We start from the raw sequence: 17,308 nt of genomic DNA, 5'->3' as shown, positions 1-17,308 counted from the left end.
TGTAAATTTCAATCTAAATAATGATATTTAGATCCCACCGTGCCGACCACCAGCGACCTATCGGAAGTATCTTTCACATCGAGGTGTGGATTGGTAAATCACGACAAGACCCATTACTAACAAACAACTCAATAAAAGACCTGTTCGTCTCATATATAAGTTAACTTGCACAATCAAACCCGCCTATAATATTACGGTTTAAAAGTAAGCAGGTAATCTAGCGTACGCTAACAATGTCAGTGGTAAAGCCTGCTCAAATTGGAAGAAATGGAGCTGTATCTTCTTGGAAACTATTCAGTTTACACGTGAGGAGAAAGCGAACATGACAACTCACATTCCTGCACATGCTTTGGCCATCGGACTACTCAGTATATTTACTATGAATTCTGCTATTGCAGCTGATGGTCCAATTAGCGACATCAGTGGTTTTCCGTCCAGCGCAACAACTATCACATTTGATAAACTTTCTATTCCAAACGGGACTTTTATCACTGATCAATTTTCATCTTTAGGAGTGACATTTAACGGCACTCAAGTTTACCTGGTAAGCAAATGCGACGAATTAAATACTGGCATGAGTGACCGTTGTATGGTGAACCAATACATCTCCAGCAGTGAAAGTTGCTCAACATTCGGTTCTATACTGTTTAACGAGCCAACAACAATGGCTGGATTTAATGTTTCCACCGCCGATTTGGAGAGTACTCGGCTTACAGCATTGCTTGACGGTAACGTGGTTGATACTCAAGTTGTCGATACGAGTTTCAATGACGCTTATTTTTTAGGGTTTGAAAATAGCGATGGATTCGATGAACTTAAAATAGAAATAATCCCAGATCTAGATACTAATAACGCAACTAAATGTGTACTAATCGACAACTTAACTTTCATCAATCCATCTTCAACAATTCAAGTCAATATTGACATCAAGCCGGGAAGTCACCCAAATAATATTAACTTGGATTCTGCTGGAGCAACACCAGTAGCCATCCTAGGTTCCGATACATTTGATGTTAACGACATAGACACTAACTCTTTGTCACTTGGTTCTGCAGGTGTTAAGACTGTAGGTAAAAAAGATAAATCACTATGTAGCTTAGCAGACGTAAGTGGTGATTTTAGTATTGAACCAGCAGGCCTTCCAGACGGTTACAATGATCTCGTGTGTCATTTTGTGACTATCTCAGTTGTGCCTGAAGAGGGAAATACTTCTGCTACGTTATCAGGTAACCTGCTAGATGGAAGCGCTATCGAAGGCTCAGATAACGTAAATATTGTGCCTTAAATTCGAACTACAGCTCGGTACCAAAATGGTTTGTTACATTGACACCAGTCTGTACTCCCGACTGGTGTTTAAAATGGCACTAGGCTTTGTCTGCTAGTTACGCTACAGCAACCCGCGACTTACTAACCGTCGATTTCACATGCCATAGTCTATACCACTACTTGGTAGGAATGAGCCTAAACAATTTGCACTTGGTTGTGTTCTTTACCTAATCGTACAAGCTGCCCCTGCTTCACTAAACTCGTTTCTGGACATTTATTAGTCAGTGGTTTTGCTAATTTAGCTTTTGATTAATTATCAAGGGTATGACAAAACCACTAATCAAGAGTTCAATCTTCCTTATTTATCAAAGCTAGGTTAGGTGTGTTTTATTCAGCCGTTCAATAAGAAAAATGCCAGTCAGCATAACTGACTGGCATTACTCATATGAGCCTTTAACTCAGATTACGGACATAGCAATCCATTGTTGTAATCATCCAGCTTACTAGCTAAGTCATTGGCTTGGATCTTAAGCTGACGATTACCTTTCTTAAGCACATCGCCTTTACCGTCAAACTCAATGTCTGTGAGTAATCCATCAGCTTCTGTTATTGCATTGGTAGCGGCAGCACAAGTACCAGCACCAACAGCTACATTCGCTTTAGCAGCGAGAAGCTGTGCAGCTAAACCATATGCAGGATCACCCGCACGTTTTTTCCCACTGTGGATATCTCGTTTATCCAATAAGCTACGGCCAACGTCACAAGTACTCACCACTAGGTTACCAATAGTGAGTGGTAGTGCATCTTCTAACAAGAAGAAGCCATTATCTGCAGCCTTGAACTGCTGTCTACCGCCACTACAGGTGTTCCAGTTTTTCCAATAACCGATAGTACGTTGATCACCTCCTGGTGGTGAGATGTTATTGACTTCAAACGATAGAGTCTGACCTGGCTCAACAACAAATTTCACACACAAGGTGGAGTTATCAGCTTCTCCCGTTGCAACATAGTTAGGGTTAAACACAGGGCTGTAGTTTTCACCTGAGAGGAGATCAGGATCGGCATTGTCTAGTACCTCAGGAATGGTTACACCACCCACAGTCCAAACCGTTGTCCAAGAAACAGGGATATCGACTTCACAGAGACGATAAGTTTCACCAGGAATCAACTTGGCATTATTAAAGTCAAGCAAGGTATCGGCTGGGCCAGATTGAGGGATCGTTTGGTCGCTAGCATTGACCTCTGGGCCGCTTAACGTGAATACCCAATTTATACTGGTATTGGCAACACCGTCGGTTAATTTGTTGACCATCGCCATACCGCGTTTGGTATTGGTAAAGGTACATTCAACCGTTTCACCTGCATCTAAGTTAATGGTTGCTGTGAGGTTGGCGACATCGACACCAGAGTCAAGCACGTTGTAGCCTTCTTGGGTTGCATCGTCGGTACATACCAGCGCACTGAGATCATAATCGGGATTAGGATCGGTTTCAGCGACAGTGTATTCACCAGGAGCAATATTCAAGAAGGTTTTGGTGCCATCATCCATGAGTTCGAAGGTATTAGGTTCAGAGATATCATCAGTAAAGGCAAAGGCTGTGGCTGTATCTCCATCAGGTAGGGTTTCTTTATTGATGATCACTGTTCCTAGTTTTCGATTAGTAAATTCACATTTTTTCACTAAGCCGTAATCGGCAGGATAGTTGATAGTAAACTCACAATCACCGACGGCACTCACTTGTGTCCAGCCCTCTTTCAGGGTTTCCGTGATGGTATATGTGCCCTCTTGCAACAAGAAGTCTGCTAGATCTTTCTGGAATCGTTCAAACGCAACAGCATCGTTATCGCTGGTTACGAGAGATAGGCCTTCATCAGGTAGGCCAGGACCTTGTAAAGTCATCGTCCAGTCATCTTCCAAACCAGCAGGCTCCGTTACCTTATTAACCTCTGCAACAGCCCCAAGAGGTACAGACGTACGTGCAATGAAGACTACGCCTTTACTACAATCATCCAAAGTTGAGTCAGGACCTAGAGTAAGATCTATCGTGGTCGTTGCATCAAGCTCAGGAGTAGTTGGATCAAAGTCTGCTTGGAAGATATTAGGATCACAGGGACCGACAGTGACAGCGTATTTGTCGGGAAGGATATTTTCAAAGGTTTTATCTATCTCTAATTGACCCTCTTTAAAAGTGTAATCTGTGTCTAACACCACCTCATTGCTGCTGTTTTTCACCACAACCTGACAGGTGACCTCCTCGTTGCCTTGTAAAATATCATCTTGGAAGGTGCCTTTAATGCTGTAATCCACTAAAGCACCAGATGTAATTTCAATGTTAAGTGGACCTGAAGTAGGCGAACTTACGCTAAAGCCATCACTTGCAACTAAGAGTGCTTGATCCGACAAAGTACCGCTGGTCACGATAGGTCTTTGGGTAACAGAAACCGTTTTGTTAATAGTGACAAAACATTCACCCGCTGTAGTACAGGTTGCTTGCTCCTCTGGCTGAGTACCAGATGTCCACAGTAGGTTAGGTGACATTTTGTTTAGCAGAGTATTAAAGGTGTACTCGAGTCCGTCAACGGTGAAATTACCTGTTGCACTGCCACTTGCCGTACTGCCAGCACTGTACTGCAAATAATTACCTGTGATGTATTCTTCATCGGTGACGACGGCCGTAGTATTGGTCGAAGCCCCTGGCTGAATGCCCAAACCATCGGTAGTAAGATCAAACTCCGCGACTGTTTCTCCAGGCACAGGAATACCTGTTGCTTGGTCTGTATAGGTGGCAGTGGCGATATCCATTAACTCTGTGACATTGGACTCAGCTATATACATATGCACTGTTAGTGGCAGCGTGGTATTGGCAGGCACAGTGACGGTATTAAAGTTTTTGATATCTAGATCGATTAATCCACCGCCAAGGTTACCGCGAATAACATCGGTGACATCAACATCGATAGGGCGACTGGCTGGGTTCGTTAAGGTGATGTTGGTTTTCACCGTTACCTTGCCAGGGACCCCCTCAAGAAGTTGCCATTTTAGCTTGATGGCCACATCCTTAGATGCAGGATTTTCGACATCACAAGTATCGCCGAGGTTGATACTGGCCTTGTCTGATTCCTTGGTAAGGTTCCAAGTAAAGTCGGTATCTTGCCTAGCATCCATGTCTTTACTGATGTCTTGCGGCAGTATTTCTCTTACAGGAAGTGAAATAGTGCGAAGGCCACCTTGAAATACGCTCTGATCTGCAAGGTAGGATTGCAATGATGAGCCTGGATATTCGTTGGCACCCACCGCAAGGCGATAATAAAAGTTAATTTCACAAGAGGTATTTGGGCCTTGGGTGATTTCAAACTCCTGGAACAGGCTTTGATCTGCCCCATTAAGGTTTTCATTAGTGATGCCCCACGGTTGCAGTGGATCATTGAAGGCTGTAGCTACCGTACAATCCCCGATGACAACAATATCAGCAGCAGGAGAAATAGCATCATATCCTAACTTATCTTGATCTATATTGTTCGCTGCAGCTCGAAGGTTATAAGTAATATCACCATCACTCTTACCATTGCTGAGCGTGATTCTGTGAGGCACAAGATCGAGTTCATTCCAGCCTTTACCTAAGTTACCTGTGGTATAGGCGTCATCAGGACAAATGAAGTTATCGTCGCCATTAGGCAAGACAATATCACCATTGTTACGACAGGCCTCATGAGTTAGATTGACGGTATTAGGTGGTTCGATAAAACCGAATGCGGGAAAAGAGAGAGAAAAAGCGGTCAACGCAGCGGCTACTAGCGTTCCACTCACCAATGTTCTCGGACTTGCTGCTGCGTCCGAAAGTTTAGTGTACGATTTCATAAAGTTACTCCTTGAATTTCATCTTTGAGCAAACTTTTATGTCGGCTATTGATTAAATGTTCCATCATCTACCTTCTTTTTCATTGAAAGTTGATAAAAGGGCTATGTGAGTATTCACTGGTGCCAACACTGGATTCGGCATTATTGAACACACTAAACTTTTTTGCCCCCGTCCCAAGACAGCTTCATCCAGAGTTGTTAGAACATCGTTTAAGACTGGAACTCGCTGTCAGTTGCATACACGAAAGCAATAAATAAACCAAAACCTATCTGTCTGATATGTAAATAAAATATTTTTTAAGCGGTTTGTTTCATATTGCCATGGTGAACAGTTTGTTAGCCTGGTGTTATGCGATATTCGTCGGAGTTGAAAATATACATTTAACTTCAATAGGTTGGGATAGAGTTAAAGCATTGCATTTTGTAGATGTACTACGTGTACAGGTGAACACTTGGTTTACAGTTTTGCGTGCCATTTTTTAAGGCAAGAGCGCAGAGGTGTTAGATCAACACGTATTTGATGAGGAAGTATTAAAAATGAGAATTAAGCTTGTGGCTAGTGTTTGTTGATTGTCCAAAATGTTTTCCCTACATGCCAAGAAACAAACGGTACTGGCGGCATGAAGGTGACAATGTCGATATCGCAGCAGACACGGTAGGTTTTGTGCCCCAAACAATAATGCTGTTTAAACCTCCAATCCCCAATGGCTGGTTGCCCGAATGTCACTACGCGTTTAATTTCTTTTGGATACTTTCACTCAATATAGTCGGCGAATACTCTGCCGATCGCGACTGCAGAGGAGTGACCAGTAATCGTAATTCGCTTACCTTGACCATCCACGCTGTCTTGAACATCCGCTGAAACACGTTTCTGGACAAAAACGCGTTAGCGAAGATCGTCATTTAGTGTGATCACAATACTTGATAATCACTGGCTTGCTCCCGATTCATTTTGTATCGATAGTAATTATTTTTTGAGGGTCAAAACCAGAAACTAACTCATGTTCAACATATCCACGTTGATTTGTATGGAAGTTTATGCCGAAGTCTATTTGTTCATTGCAATCATGATTGTGCCCGTAACACCAAACTGCAATTTTATTCGCAATAGTTTCAAACTCATCACAGTGTGACGCAAAAGCAGGGGCAAGCGGGCTTCCAAGGTATTCAACCTGAATTAGATTTCTTGATGGAAGATGGTGGGTAACAATGACGTTTTTTGGCTCTGGCGACTGCTTTACAGAATGATAGAGCCATCGTCTCGATGCGCGGTGGAGGCTTTGGCTGTCTTGCGGAGTAAAAACATTTCCATGATAAAGAATTTGCTTAAAGTCATTCATTCGACCTTCTGCTATCTTCATTGAAACATCAGTGCTGCCATCGAGACAAAAATCTGTCCATAACGTGCATCCATGAAAACGAACGCCTTCGATAACAATACTGTCATTTTCTAATAAATGGACATTCTCATATTGGTTCGCTTTAACGCGACATTGACCTATCAGTGAATCTAGAGAGGCTCCATAGGCTTCGTGGTTGCCCAGAACATAAATAACGGGCACATCAAATTGCGAAGCCCAATCGATACCCTGAGTCCCTATGTGAATATCTCCGCTCAGTACTATCACATCAGCGTCAGATTGAGGTACTTCCATTGAACCGAATTCCAAGTGGAGATCCGAAAGGTGACAGATTTTCAATATACTTCCCCCCGCTAAAAGCCTTTAGGATAATAATAAACACAGGCAAGAATTGGTCAATGAGAACAGAGACCGAGTATCTAAAATCAATTTAGTGCGTACTTAAACACATTCGAAAACAAACTCGCATTATGCCTTATCTGTATCCATCATTCCGATTTTGCATCAGCTCCATGCTCGGAAAGCTGAGCACCAAACCATCTATGTATTGCGGTTACCATACTTATCTCTTTAGTTTCAAAGGTGATCTGTGCACCTTCAGGAAGTTCTGAATATGACACGTTAACTTTTGAGGAATTAGCGCTAAGTTTCGCAATTCCAGGCATGTCTGCGCCATGTAATTTTGTTGGGTCTGAATAATTTCCGTGTTTAAACATTTGCGCTTCGTGCTCTAAATGTTGCCGAATAAGTAAGATTTGTTCAGTTTCTTCTGTGTTCCTCGCCAAAACCTTTTGGACGCCACCTGAATCCGTCATTTTGAACACATGAAGAGTTTTAGACATGTCGAAGGGCATTACCTGATGCGACATATGATGCACCTGCTCTTGCTTGGTTTGTGCGAAGGCTCCCAGGTGGACAAAGAGCAGCATGACCGCAGGTGTTACCGTAAGTAGTGTCACCTTATGTTTTGTAGAAATCATTTACGTCCCTCTTAAGTGAAATGACAGTCACTATCCGTTTCGACAGCATTTTTATTTATAGACACACAAATATCAGGCTCAAGCGTGGATGCCACATGTGCATTTAACCAATGGGAAAATCGTCAAAACTACTGGCATTAAGTAAAATTACTTCAATTTCTTCAGTAATCTCTTCCCGGCGTAAAATATGACATTGCTGGGTCAATTCATCCGCTTTAGTTTCAAGATGTTTAACCGCGCCTTCAAGATGCATGATTCGATTGTGATTTTCCTCTAACAGAGAGGTATAAACAATTTCATGCAGAGCAGTAAAAAGAAACTGCTCGGCTACTTTGAGCAAAAAGTCTGCTGGCGGTAAGTTTAGCTCCGGAGGATACGGAAAATTGGCGGGTTGTTGATCCTTTTGCTGAAACGGCGGCAATAGTTTTTTTGTGATAATCCCCTGTTCGCCACTGTGGTAAACGCTGTATAAGCTCATTAACGGCTGTTCCCTCTGGATCTTTGTCAGTAACTGAACGGTTTGTTCGAGAACGTTAGGCACCTCTTCGACAACATTTGGCCCTTCAATCTGCGCATATACATGACCATCGTATTGCATTAAGTTATAGAGCTTGCGGCCAACCGTAATTAAAGTAGGCTTTACATTGGAAGGAATCGTTAAGACCTGCTCAATATAGTTCACCAGTTCCTGATTGAAGTCACCACAGAACCCGCGTTCAGATCCAATTAAAAGATAAACAGGGAAGACTTCGGACTCTTTTAGTTGGGCTCCGGGATAAAAACTAAGAAAATCGTTAGCTGCTGAACTGATGGCATCCAGCGCTTGGTGTTGAGTGTCAAGGAATGCTCCCAACTTATGCGTTTCCATGTAAGCTAACATTTTCATCGCATCTAAGATTTTTATAATTTCGTTCAGACTATGATGGTGATTGTCCAGATCGAGACGTCGGCTCATCACTTACTGCCCTGTATGTTGTTAGGTGATAACCATTTAGCGACCGCTACACTCCATTCATCTTTAGGGCTATCAAGGGTTAGGCTGGAAGATTTCACCTCCTGCTCTAGAAGTTTGAGACGCGACGACACTTCTTTTCGTTCGCAATCCTTGAAATGCCCATCATTAAAAGCGACAAGCCATGCCAGTTGAAACGTCTCGTGAAGCGGAGAAAATTGCTCTTGTTTGAGAATCTCCCTCAATACCAGACCACGTTGAATCGCTTGATCCATTGAGGCCTCAAGCCGGGCACCAAAGCGGGTGAAACTCTCCAGTTCCAGAAACTGAAGATAGTGTAATTTCATACTTCCGGCTTCTTCCTTGATTCTGGGATGTTGCGCTTGTCCCCCAATACGAGAAACAGAACGCGCAATATCAATGGCCGGACGAAAACCGGCTGAAAACAATCCGCGTTCCAAATAGATTTGCCCGTCAGTGATGGATATTAAGTTAGTCGGGATATAATCGGCTATTTCTCCCTGTTTGGTTTCAACGATTGGTAAAGCCGTCATGCTACCACCACCATGAGACGGACTCAGGCAGGTAGTCCTTTCCAATAACCCAGCATGGACTGAAAAAATATCACCAGGATAAGCTTCCCGCCCGGGAGGACGACGCAGAAGCAATGACAGTTCTCGGTAGATTTTGGCATGCGTACTGAGATCATCATAGACAACTAGAATATCGTGCCCCTGTTGCATCCAATACTCAGCAATAGCACAGCCGGCAAAAGGCGCTATATGCTGTAATCCCGGCAAGCTACTCGCTTCCGCGACAACGACAGTGGTGTATTCAAGCGCACCAAACTCTCGTAATATCTCAATCGTCTTAATGACCGTTGAACGCCTTTGCCCAATGAGCACATAAACACACCGCACATTTCTGCCTCGTTGGTTAATCACGGTATCAAGTGCCAGGGCACTACGCCCTAGGCCTTCGTCACCAATAAGCAACTGTCTCTGCCCTTTACCTATCGGGATTAGGGTATCTATGATCTTGATGCCCGTATACAAAGGCGCATTCACAAAATCACGGCTGATTATCGGCGGTGACAACGTATCCAGACGCATCCATGCAGATGGGATTGGGGCAGCTTCCCCATCATGTGGACTGCCCAGCGGATCAATAACCCGGCCAAGCAAATTGTCACCCACCGGGACACTTAAAGAATGACTGGAATGATGTACGGAGGTTCCGGCTGTCAATAAGCTGGTTTCATGCAAGAGTACCGCACTGACCAGCTCTTCCGTCAGGTCAAACACCATTGCCTGACTGCCATCCTCCATGGTTAAGATATCGTTCATCGCCGCCGAAGGAAGCCCTGAGATCCTGGCAATGCCATCCCCGATGGACAACACGACGCCCCGCTCTTCAAGGCGTAACCCCGGTTTATAGTCCTTGAGCCACATAGCCTGCTGGGTCAACGGGCTTTTGAGTTCGTCTTCATCGGGTAACATAGGCGAACTCCATAAACCCTTTTAAATCATCTCTTATATTGGCACGCAAACACCAGGCACCTATGGTGATAAACACACCAGCGATCAGCTCAGGGTTTTCATCATATTGCACAGGGATGGATAATTGGCTGACGGTCTTCAGGGCGCTTTCCAGCTCTTGCCGTTTTTGTTCCGGTATTGGATAAGCGCTGCTTACCTCAATAACTTCAGGCATGACTCCCCATTGATGTAACAAACTGGCCGCTTGCTCCTCAGAAAGGGAAGATAAATCCTCCAACAGAATATCCAGCAACCTAGCCTCCAGCTCAGGTCCAGAAGCCCTGCTAAGCAGAGAAGTAGCAAATTGAGCGCTCTGGTGTAACGCCTGTTGTTCACTATCACGAATCGCTTCCATACGCTGGCGAGATTCAACCACCTGCGCTTTTTTCTTTTCCTGCTCTAGAGACTGCTTCAATAAATCTAACTGGGATGCCCGCTCTGCATCAATTTCCCGGCGCAGTGCCTCTCTTGCCTGCTGACACTGATGCTCCCAATTAACCAGGCGATTTTCATATTCATCTTTCAGTGCTGCCGATTCATCATTGAGTCGCTGGGATTCAAGCAACTGTTTATCAATATCCGCCTGGCGCTGACTAACCACCGCCTTTACCGGCTTAAACAGAAAGCGTTTGAGAATCCAGATCAACACCAAAAAATTGATGATTTCCAGTACAAAAGTAGTCCAGCTAAACTCCACAGTAATTGCTCCTCAACGTGGGTGATAAACCATCATAGAGTGGCTAGCAGACGCTATTTGATAAGGTATTCAAGCAATGGGTTACGGAAAAGCACAATCAGCACAATAACGAGCACATAAATGGCCAGTGACTCTATCATTGCCAACCCGATAAAAAGCGTCCGCATAATTGACTTTTCAGCCTCAGGCTGACGTGCAAGAGCATCCATTGCCCGGCTCACAGCCCACCCCATGGCTATCGCTGGAGCAAGCACACCAATAGAAATACCGATAATGGCAACAGCGGTTGAAGTCAGAACAAAGGTTGATAACTCATTCATGAGTGGCTCCTTCTTGTTGCTGTTGTTGATATTGTAGGCTACCTGCGATGTAAATGAGGGCCAACATGCCGAAGATATAAGCCTGAACTAAGGCTTCAATGACATGGAGCATTAAAATTGGCACCGGCGCCAGAAATCCTGCGACTAACAAAAATAGCAAGGCTGCCATTTCCAGGCTCATCATGTTGCCAAATAATCTCACCGCTAAAGCAACCGTACGGGTTATTTCCCCGATAATGTGGAACGGTAATAGAATCGGGCTGGGTTTTAAATAATGGCTTAAGTAAAGCTTTATTCCTTGCAGGCGAATGCCAAACCAGTGTGTCGAAAGGAAAACAATAATTGCCAGCGCAGAGGTAGCAGATAAGTCGCGTGTTGGAGAATGAACGCCCGGAATAAGCCCGCACAGGTTGGCGATAACAAGAAATATCCATAGGCTGCCAATAAATGGCATCAGGCTTTTAACATGCTGAGGAGCGACTTCGCTAATCACATTTTCAATACTGGCAATCATGCCTTCTACCGCAGTCTGTACCAGCCCGGGTTTGATAGATAACTTCTGAGACAAAATCCAGGCAAATAGCCCGAGTGCACCAATGATTCCCCATGTTGTGACTACCGTATTATCTATCATAATGACCGTCCCACTGAGTCGGTTTACTTAATCCCAGTTAAAACCCATAGCACTATTGCCGAATTAAAAGGTAGACATTGATCATCCCAACGATCACGCCAAGCAAGATAAAACTTATTGTCCAGCGAACCGAATATCCCTCTATCATGCTGTCTATCCAATGACCAAGGTAAGCGCCTCCCACAATGGGTAACGCAAGCAATAGCCCTAGGGTTCCAAGATAAATAGTTTGGCCGATAAGGGTATGTCGTTCGCGCTCAGCTTTCTTCATACGGTCAACCTGACGCTCAGTTTTCTTTTTCAAATCATCAAGTTTACGCATGGCACTAAAGTGTCTCTCTTTTGCCTATTTTCCACAGCCGCATAAATACCTCTTCTTCCATGTGGCGTAGGCTCTGTTTAAACGTCTGTGATTTTTCTTCTTCTATCACTAATTGTTGCTCCAGTGCCTGGCTAATACGGCTATAGTCATCATCGAGCAAAAAGCGGTAAGTACATAATGTCAGGTGATTATTTTTAAAATAGAGCACCCCACCAGCCGCTGCCAGATACTTCCAATCACTCTCCCCCGTGCGGTACTTCGCAATTCCCGTAGACAGAACCGTCATAAAACGACTGTGATTCGCCAACAATCCGAAGCTACCCGTTTGGTCCTCGCCAATAAACGAAGTAACGCCCTCAATCTCTGTAGAGTGCGTGGCATCCAACAGGCTGATCACAAAATTTTTCATCGTAGCTGGCTCTCCATACTTCCCTGCATATAGCAGCGCTCTTCCGGAATTTCGTCGAAATGACCAAGCAGAAAATGTTCACAGTCATTTAGCGTAGTTTCCAGCGGCACGGACACTCCCGGCATGCCGGTATGTGCCGCTGTTGTACAAAATGGCTGGGTCAGATAGCGTTGAAGTTTGCGGGCACGCATGATGATGGTGCGGTCAGCCTGAGACAACTCACCGACTCCTAACATGGTGATAATATCTTCCAGCTCGTGGTAACGGGCTAAATGTTCCCGTACACCTTCAGCAATACTGTAGTGACGTTCACCTAAAGTATGCCTGTCCATAAGCTTATTGCTGGACTGCAACACATCGACCGCAGGGTAAATCCCTTTACCAGCTTGTGCCCGGGATAACATTACCGTGCTATCCAGATGACTAAGAATGGTACTGACCGCAGGATCAGTCATATCGTCAGCAGGAACATAAACCGCCTGTACTGAAGTGATGGTGCCATTTTTGGTTGAAAGAATACGATCCTGAATCTCTGCGATATCTGTCGACAGTGTCGGTTGATAGCCTACCGTAGCGGGCATCCGCCCGAGCAAACTGGATACTTCACTGCCCGCTTGCACAAAACGAAAAATATTATCCATGACGAACAGAACATCTTTTTTCAGGGTTTCGCGCAGGTATTCCGCATAGGTCAGAGCTGATAGTCCTATCCGAAAACGAACGCCCGGCGACTCGTCCATTTGCCCGAACACCATTAATGTCTGTGGCAGTACACCTGCATCTCGGATAGCGTGCCAAAGTTCATGACCTTCGCGTATGCGTTCACCAATTCCGGAAAAAACCGACACCCCCTGATGTAATGAAGCCATCGCGTGCATGAACTCCATAATTAACACAGTTTTACCAACCCCTGCACCACCGAGTAATCCTGTTTTTGCTCCTTCAATGAAAGGACAGAGAAGATCGATAACTTTAATACCCGTTTCTAATACGTTTCCGGCACCGACAGATTCATGAATCGGGACTGGCGCACTGTGAACATTGCGAAACATTGACGTATTCAGGTTGCTCCCGCCATCCAATGGCTCACCAAAGATATTGAGCAAACGACCGAGACAATCCGGCGTGACCGGAACATGAAGAGAAGCCCCGGTATCATAAACGGTGAGCCCACGATGCAACGAGGAGGTTTTGTGGAGAATAATTGCGCGGATATGCCGCTTATCAAGATGTTGATGAACCTCAAACAGATAGGTTTCATTATCGACATTAGCACATAAAGCCTGATGCAAGGGAGGCAAGGAATCACAGGCAATTACGGTTACCGGGCCATGTATTTCAGTAATGACACCAACCGGGACTTGTTTCCTTCCTAGCTCCATTATTTACACCCCTGCAAAGGCATATCTGCTTTTTAGCAATTTTATTAACGGAAGAGCACCAACTTCTGTTTTTTAGTGTAGCTTATAAGTAGTTACGTTGAGTGAGCGTGAATTGAAGTTTTAGGCAAACAATAGCGAATATTGAACAATTCGATGTTGGCTATTGCGTGCCATAATTACCCCACCCTGTGATAAGGGAAATGCATGAGCTCCACTGATTTTAAAGGATTAAGCACCAATAGAGTTCATTGTCTTACGTCCAATCAGCGCAATGGAGATATTCTACAATGGAATATACAACATTAAGTAACAACCTAGAGATGCCAATGGCAGGCTTTGGTGTTTTTCAGGTTACCGATAAAGAAGAATGCAAACAGTCAGTACTCAGTGCTATCCGTGCTGGCTATCGCCTCATTGATACTGCCGCAGTCTACGGTAATGAAGATGCCGTTGGTGAAGCTGTCCGTGAAGCCATTGAAGAAGGCATTTGTACGCGCGAAGATCTATTTATCACGTCAAAGTTATGGGTTCAGGACATGGCAAATTACGATACCGCTAAAGCAGGTATCGAAGCGTCACTGGAAAAATCTGGTCTAGAGTATTTCGATTTGTATCTACTACACCAGGCAATGCGTGACTACTTTAGCGCTTGGCGTGCGATGGAAGATGCTTACGAAGAAGGCAAGCTCAAAGCGATTGGCGTGTCTAACTTCTACGCACATGTATTGGCGAATTTCTGTGAAACAGTGAAAATTAAGCCAATGGTAAACCAGATTGAGCTGCACCCATATCATGCTCAGCCGGCCGCGCTAGAAACAATGAAGCATTACGGCGTTCAGCCTGAAGCATGGGCACCATTAGGTGGTGGTCGTCATAAACCGTTTGAAGACGAGATGCTAAAAGGCATTGCAGAAACACATGGAAAGACAGTGGCTCAGGTTATTCTGCGCTGGAATTTACAACGTGGCGTCACCGTTATTCCAAAGTCAGTAAAACAAGCACGTATTGAAGAAAACTTCGATATTTGGGATTTTACGCTTTCAGATGAAGAGATGGAGAAAATCAGCAGCCTTGATTTAGGTTACGTTGGCGATGCAGTTAAGCACTTCAACCCTGATTTTGTACGTGGCTGTCTCGGCGTGAAAATCCACGACTAAAAACACGGTTCCGGCGAGAAGAAAACAGAAACACCGTTGGTTAGTGTGTATCAGAAGATTTTCGTCGGTGCCGTACCCCAATAAAAAATCCCTCTGAACATAAGAGGGATTTTTTGTTTTAGGATGATGCTGTGAGTTCTTTCGCTTGCAGCAACACTAAATACGAAATAGTCGGCAAGGTTTTTATTTACTGGTTCAGATGGAAGTTTTGACGTTTCAACTCATGCTTAAGATTAGCTTTACGTCGGTATAGGAGTAGGTATTACCCACTACGACTTATAGTAGATAATATCGACTCCCCTTCAGCGATTAACGTGAGCAAAACCGCTCAGCGCTATACTGCTTTGTTCAGAATACTGAACTTGTCCTCATGCTTTCAAGATTTGCACAAGAAGCGAAGATTTGACTCATCGAGGTAGTTGTTGAGCGCCCCATCGAACGACATTTTCGATATCAGGCAACAAAATACCTTTTTCCTCAATACAGAATAACAGCTTCGAGAATCGGTCACGCTGAGAGCTGTCGACCGTTTGTAACCACTCATCAATACTGCTTTTTACGCTATCCACATCTGCACTTGGGCAGTCAATGCCAAGCTGGCTAAGATCAGTAATAAAGTCATCCATATCTACAAGATCTACGTGCATCATAACTACTTACTCCTACCAAATAAGAGGGGATTCCTTCCCCCCAACAAGCCTACAATAGACGATTAAAAAATAGGCTGTGATCTATTTTTATGTCACACAGCCAAAAATGTTAGTTGCGTAGCATTTATGCTTTACGGTAAAGGTGAATCTCAGTTTTTAACCCTTTGTACAAGCTCCAGCACATCAGTACCAAAACAAGTGTGAAAGGCAGACCAGTCGTTATCGCGCCAGCTTGCAATGCTGTCAGTGCTTCCGAACCACCACCAAGTAGCAGTGCTATCGCGATGAAACCTTCTACAATAGCCCAGAACACACGCTGACCTACTGGCACATCTTCTTTACCACCCGCGGTGATACTGTCGATTACAAGTGAACCCGAGTCAGAAGACGTTACAAAGAAGACCAGTACAAGTAAGATACCAACAACGGATAGCAACGTAGAAAATGGCAAATTCTCAAACATTTGGAACATCGCCAGAGACACATCGCTGATACCATTTGCTAGCTCACCGACACCTGTCGTAGCCTGTTCTATTGCCGTTCCGCCCATGACACTCAACCAAACCATAGTGACTAACGTTGGGATAAGTAGTACTGCAGTGACGAACTCGCGAACCGTACGTCCTTTAGAAACTCGAGCAATAAACATACCTACGAATGGTGACCAAGATACCCACCACGCCCAGTAGAACACAGTCCAACCATGGAACCAGTCTGAATCTTCACGTCCGATCCAATTAGAAAGCGGCACAAAGTTATCAACATAGCCCAGCGTGATATCACCAAATGTATGCAAAATAGATAGCGTCGGTCCAATAACAACCAGTAGCGCAACTAAACCTGCCGCGATTAGCATATTGATGTTACTCAATATCTTCACACCGCCATCCAGTCCTCGTGCCACTGAGATGACAGCAATGCCGGTAACCACAACCACAAATGCTATTTGAGTTGAAATACCGCTTGAGACACCAAACAGATGGCTAAGACCACCAGCGGCTTGTTGAGCGCCGAAGCCAAGAGAAGTTGCAAGACCAAAGATGGTTGCCAGTACGGCGAGAATATCGATGAAGTTACCAATTGGACCCCAGCAACGCTCACCTAAAATTGGGAAAAATGCAGAACGGATAGTAAGTGGCAAGCCTTTATTATGTGCAAAAAAAGCCAAAGCCAGGCCAACTACGGCATAGATCGCCCAAGGGTGTAAACCCCAGTGATAAATCGTAGCACTTAGCGCCATTTGTTTTGCTTCTTCGGTATTGGCTGCCACGTTAAGTGGCGTTCCGTACCAGTCGGTGTAATACGCGACAGGTTCAGCAACGCTCCAGAACATCAGCCCTATCCCCATACCCGCAGCAAATAACATGCTAAACCAAGATACCGTAGAGAATTCCGGTGTGGCGTTTGCTCCTCCCAAACGAATTTTGCCCATTGGAGAAACAAGCAAAAATAAGCAAAACACTACAAACAAGTTACACCCGACCATGAAAAACCAGTCAAAATTGTTTATAGACCAGCTCCGAGCGGCAATAAGCGCGTCTTTTGCTCCTTCAGGAAAAATTAACGTCAAAATGATGAACAATAAAATTAAGCTAGCGCTGATACCAAACACGGGGTTATGGATATCCATGCCAAAGATTTTGACATTGTCTTGCCCAGCACAATAATCCGTTTCGTATTTAACGGTATGAACGGATTTATATCTTCTTCGACTACTCACTATGCTTTTCATGCGATCCCTCTTTAGTGATTAACATATATTGAACAGTATTCAGTAATTC

The 17,308-nt window shown here is 44.4% G+C and carries 15 protein-coding genes and 1 pseudogene; 2 read left to right on the top strand and 14 right to left on the bottom strand.

What is annotated here, in order from left to right:
- Nucleotides 1-322 precede the first annotated feature (322 nt).
- Nucleotides 323-1,285, top strand: a complete 963-nt coding sequence (locus VER99_RS20960; protein WP_152490593.1) for a hypothetical protein — start codon at nt 323-325, stop codon at nt 1,283-1,285.
- A gap of 444 nt (nt 1,286-1,729) precedes the next feature.
- Here the strand turns inward: VER99_RS20960 and VER99_RS20955 are convergent, their stop codons facing one another.
- The 12 genes and pseudogenes from VER99_RS20955 to atpD form a co-directional block, all read right to left on the bottom strand.
- Nucleotides 1,730-5,125 (bottom strand): prealbumin-like fold domain-containing protein, encoded by a 3,396-nt coding sequence (locus VER99_RS20955; protein ID WP_020335239.1) that lies wholly within the window; start codon nt 5,123-5,125, stop codon nt 1,730-1,732.
- Between the two features lie 565 nt (nt 5,126-5,690).
- Nucleotides 5,691-5,957 (bottom strand): annotated as a pseudogene (locus VER99_RS20950) (lipase family protein); the annotation flags it as partial.
- A gap of 115 nt (nt 5,958-6,072) precedes the next feature.
- Complete coding sequence (locus VER99_RS20945; RefSeq protein ID WP_024372879.1) at nt 6,073-6,825, bottom strand: metallophosphoesterase; 753 nt, start codon at nt 6,823-6,825, stop codon at nt 6,073-6,075.
- A gap of 149 nt (nt 6,826-6,974) precedes the next feature.
- Nucleotides 6,975-7,466 (bottom strand): hypothetical protein, encoded by a 492-nt coding sequence (locus tag VER99_RS20940; RefSeq protein WP_020335241.1) that lies wholly within the window; start codon nt 7,464-7,466, stop codon nt 6,975-6,977.
- A gap of 103 nt (nt 7,467-7,569) precedes the next feature.
- Nucleotides 7,570-8,421, bottom strand: a complete 852-nt coding sequence (locus VER99_RS20935; protein WP_020335242.1) for a F0F1 ATP synthase subunit gamma — start codon at nt 8,419-8,421, stop codon at nt 7,570-7,572.
- Nucleotides 8,421-9,917: a F0F1 ATP synthase subunit alpha gene (locus VER99_RS20930; RefSeq protein ID WP_020335243.1), complete on the bottom strand. Its 1,497-nt coding sequence runs from the start codon at nt 9,915-9,917 to the stop codon at nt 8,421-8,423. The genes VER99_RS20935 and VER99_RS20930 overlap by 1 nt, the downstream gene beginning before the upstream one ends.
- Complete coding sequence (locus VER99_RS20925; protein WP_020335244.1) at nt 9,904-10,653, bottom strand: F0F1 ATP synthase subunit delta; 750 nt, start codon at nt 10,651-10,653, stop codon at nt 9,904-9,906. The genes VER99_RS20930 and VER99_RS20925 overlap by 14 nt, the downstream gene beginning before the upstream one ends.
- Nucleotides 10,654-10,706: 53 nt before the next feature.
- Entirely contained in the window at nt 10,707-10,973 is a 267-nt protein-coding gene (atpE, locus tag VER99_RS20920) for an ATP synthase F0 subunit C (RefSeq protein WP_014234581.1), read from the bottom strand.
- Complete coding sequence (locus VER99_RS20915; protein ID WP_020335246.1) at nt 10,966-11,607, bottom strand: F0F1 ATP synthase subunit A; 642 nt, start codon at nt 11,605-11,607, stop codon at nt 10,966-10,968. The genes atpE and VER99_RS20915 overlap by 8 nt, the downstream gene beginning before the upstream one ends.
- 52 nt (nt 11,608-11,659) lie before the next feature.
- Nucleotides 11,660-11,929 (bottom strand): AtpZ/AtpI family protein, encoded by a 270-nt coding sequence (locus tag VER99_RS20910; RefSeq protein WP_020335247.1) that lies wholly within the window; start codon nt 11,927-11,929, stop codon nt 11,660-11,662.
- Nucleotides 11,930-11,933: 4 nt separating this feature from the next.
- A complete protein-coding gene (locus tag VER99_RS20905; protein WP_020335248.1) occupies nt 11,934-12,338 on the bottom strand; it encodes a F0F1 ATP synthase subunit epsilon in 405 nt (134 codons plus the stop codon).
- Entirely contained in the window at nt 12,335-13,720 is a 1,386-nt protein-coding gene (atpD, locus tag VER99_RS20900; RefSeq protein WP_020335249.1) for a F0F1 ATP synthase subunit beta, read from the bottom strand. Before atpD ends, VER99_RS20905 begins: the two co-directional genes overlap by 4 nt.
- Nucleotides 13,721-14,007: 287 nt before the next feature.
- Between atpD and VER99_RS20895 the strand changes: the two genes are divergently transcribed.
- Complete coding sequence (locus tag VER99_RS20895) at nt 14,008-14,877, top strand: aldo/keto reductase (RefSeq protein WP_020335250.1); 870 nt, start codon at nt 14,008-14,010, stop codon at nt 14,875-14,877.
- 407 nt (nt 14,878-15,284) lie between these two features.
- Here the strand turns inward: VER99_RS20895 and VER99_RS20890 are convergent, their stop codons facing one another.
- Complete coding sequence (locus VER99_RS20890) at nt 15,285-15,527, bottom strand: hypothetical protein (RefSeq protein WP_020335251.1); 243 nt, start codon at nt 15,525-15,527, stop codon at nt 15,285-15,287.
- Nucleotides 15,528-15,651: 124 nt separating this feature from the next.
- Nucleotides 15,652-17,259: a BCCT family transporter gene (locus VER99_RS20885; RefSeq protein ID WP_014234588.1), complete on the bottom strand. Its 1,608-nt coding sequence runs from the start codon at nt 17,257-17,259 to the stop codon at nt 15,652-15,654.
- Nucleotides 17,260-17,308 lie beyond the last annotated feature (49 nt).

This window comes from Vibrio natriegens NBRC 15636 = ATCC 14048 = DSM 759 (assembly GCF_035621455.1).
GTDB classification, from domain to species: domain Bacteria; phylum Pseudomonadota; class Gammaproteobacteria; order Enterobacterales; family Vibrionaceae; genus Vibrio; species Vibrio natriegens.
The sequence above is the reverse complement of the archived record's forward strand: the minus strand, read 5'-3'. Positions and strand labels throughout refer to the sequence as shown.

Excerpts from the sequence above, each read along its gene's own strand:
- VER99_RS20960 (WP_152490593.1), top strand. The coding sequence starts at position 323 with ATGACAACTCACATTCCTGCACATGCTTTGGCCATCGGACTACTCAGT.
- VER99_RS20955 (WP_020335239.1), bottom strand. The coding sequence starts at position 5,125 with ATGAAATCGTACACTAAACTTTCGGACGCAGCAGCAAGTCCGAGAACA.
- VER99_RS20940 (WP_020335241.1), bottom strand. The coding sequence starts at position 7,466 with ATGATTTCTACAAAACATAAGGTGACACTACTTACGGTAACACCTGCG.
- VER99_RS20935 (WP_020335242.1), bottom strand. The coding sequence starts at position 8,421 with ATGAGCCGACGTCTCGATCTGGACAATCACCATCATAGTCTGAACGAA.
- VER99_RS20930 (WP_020335243.1), bottom strand. The coding sequence starts at position 9,917 with ATGTTACCCGATGAAGACGAACTCAAAAGCCCGTTGACCCAGCAGGCT.
- atpE (WP_014234581.1), bottom strand. The coding sequence starts at position 10,973 with ATGAATGAGTTATCAACCTTTGTTCTGACTTCAACCGCTGTTGCCATT.
- VER99_RS20915 (WP_020335246.1), bottom strand. The coding sequence starts at position 11,607 with ATGATAGATAATACGGTAGTCACAACATGGGGAATCATTGGTGCACTC.
- VER99_RS20910 (WP_020335247.1), bottom strand. The coding sequence starts at position 11,929 with ATGCGTAAACTTGATGATTTGAAAAAGAAAACTGAGCGTCAGGTTGAC.
- VER99_RS20905 (WP_020335248.1), bottom strand. The coding sequence starts at position 12,338 with ATGAAAAATTTTGTGATCAGCCTGTTGGATGCCACGCACTCTACAGAG.
- atpD (WP_020335249.1), bottom strand. The coding sequence starts at position 13,720 with ATGGAGCTAGGAAGGAAACAAGTCCCGGTTGGTGTCATTACTGAAATA.
- VER99_RS20895 (WP_020335250.1), top strand. The coding sequence starts at position 14,008 with ATGGAATATACAACATTAAGTAACAACCTAGAGATGCCAATGGCAGGC.
- VER99_RS20890 (WP_020335251.1), bottom strand. The coding sequence starts at position 15,527 with ATGATGCACGTAGATCTTGTAGATATGGATGACTTTATTACTGATCTT.
- VER99_RS20885 (WP_014234588.1), bottom strand. The coding sequence starts at position 17,259 with ATGAAAAGCATAGTGAGTAGTCGAAGAAGATATAAATCCGTTCATACC.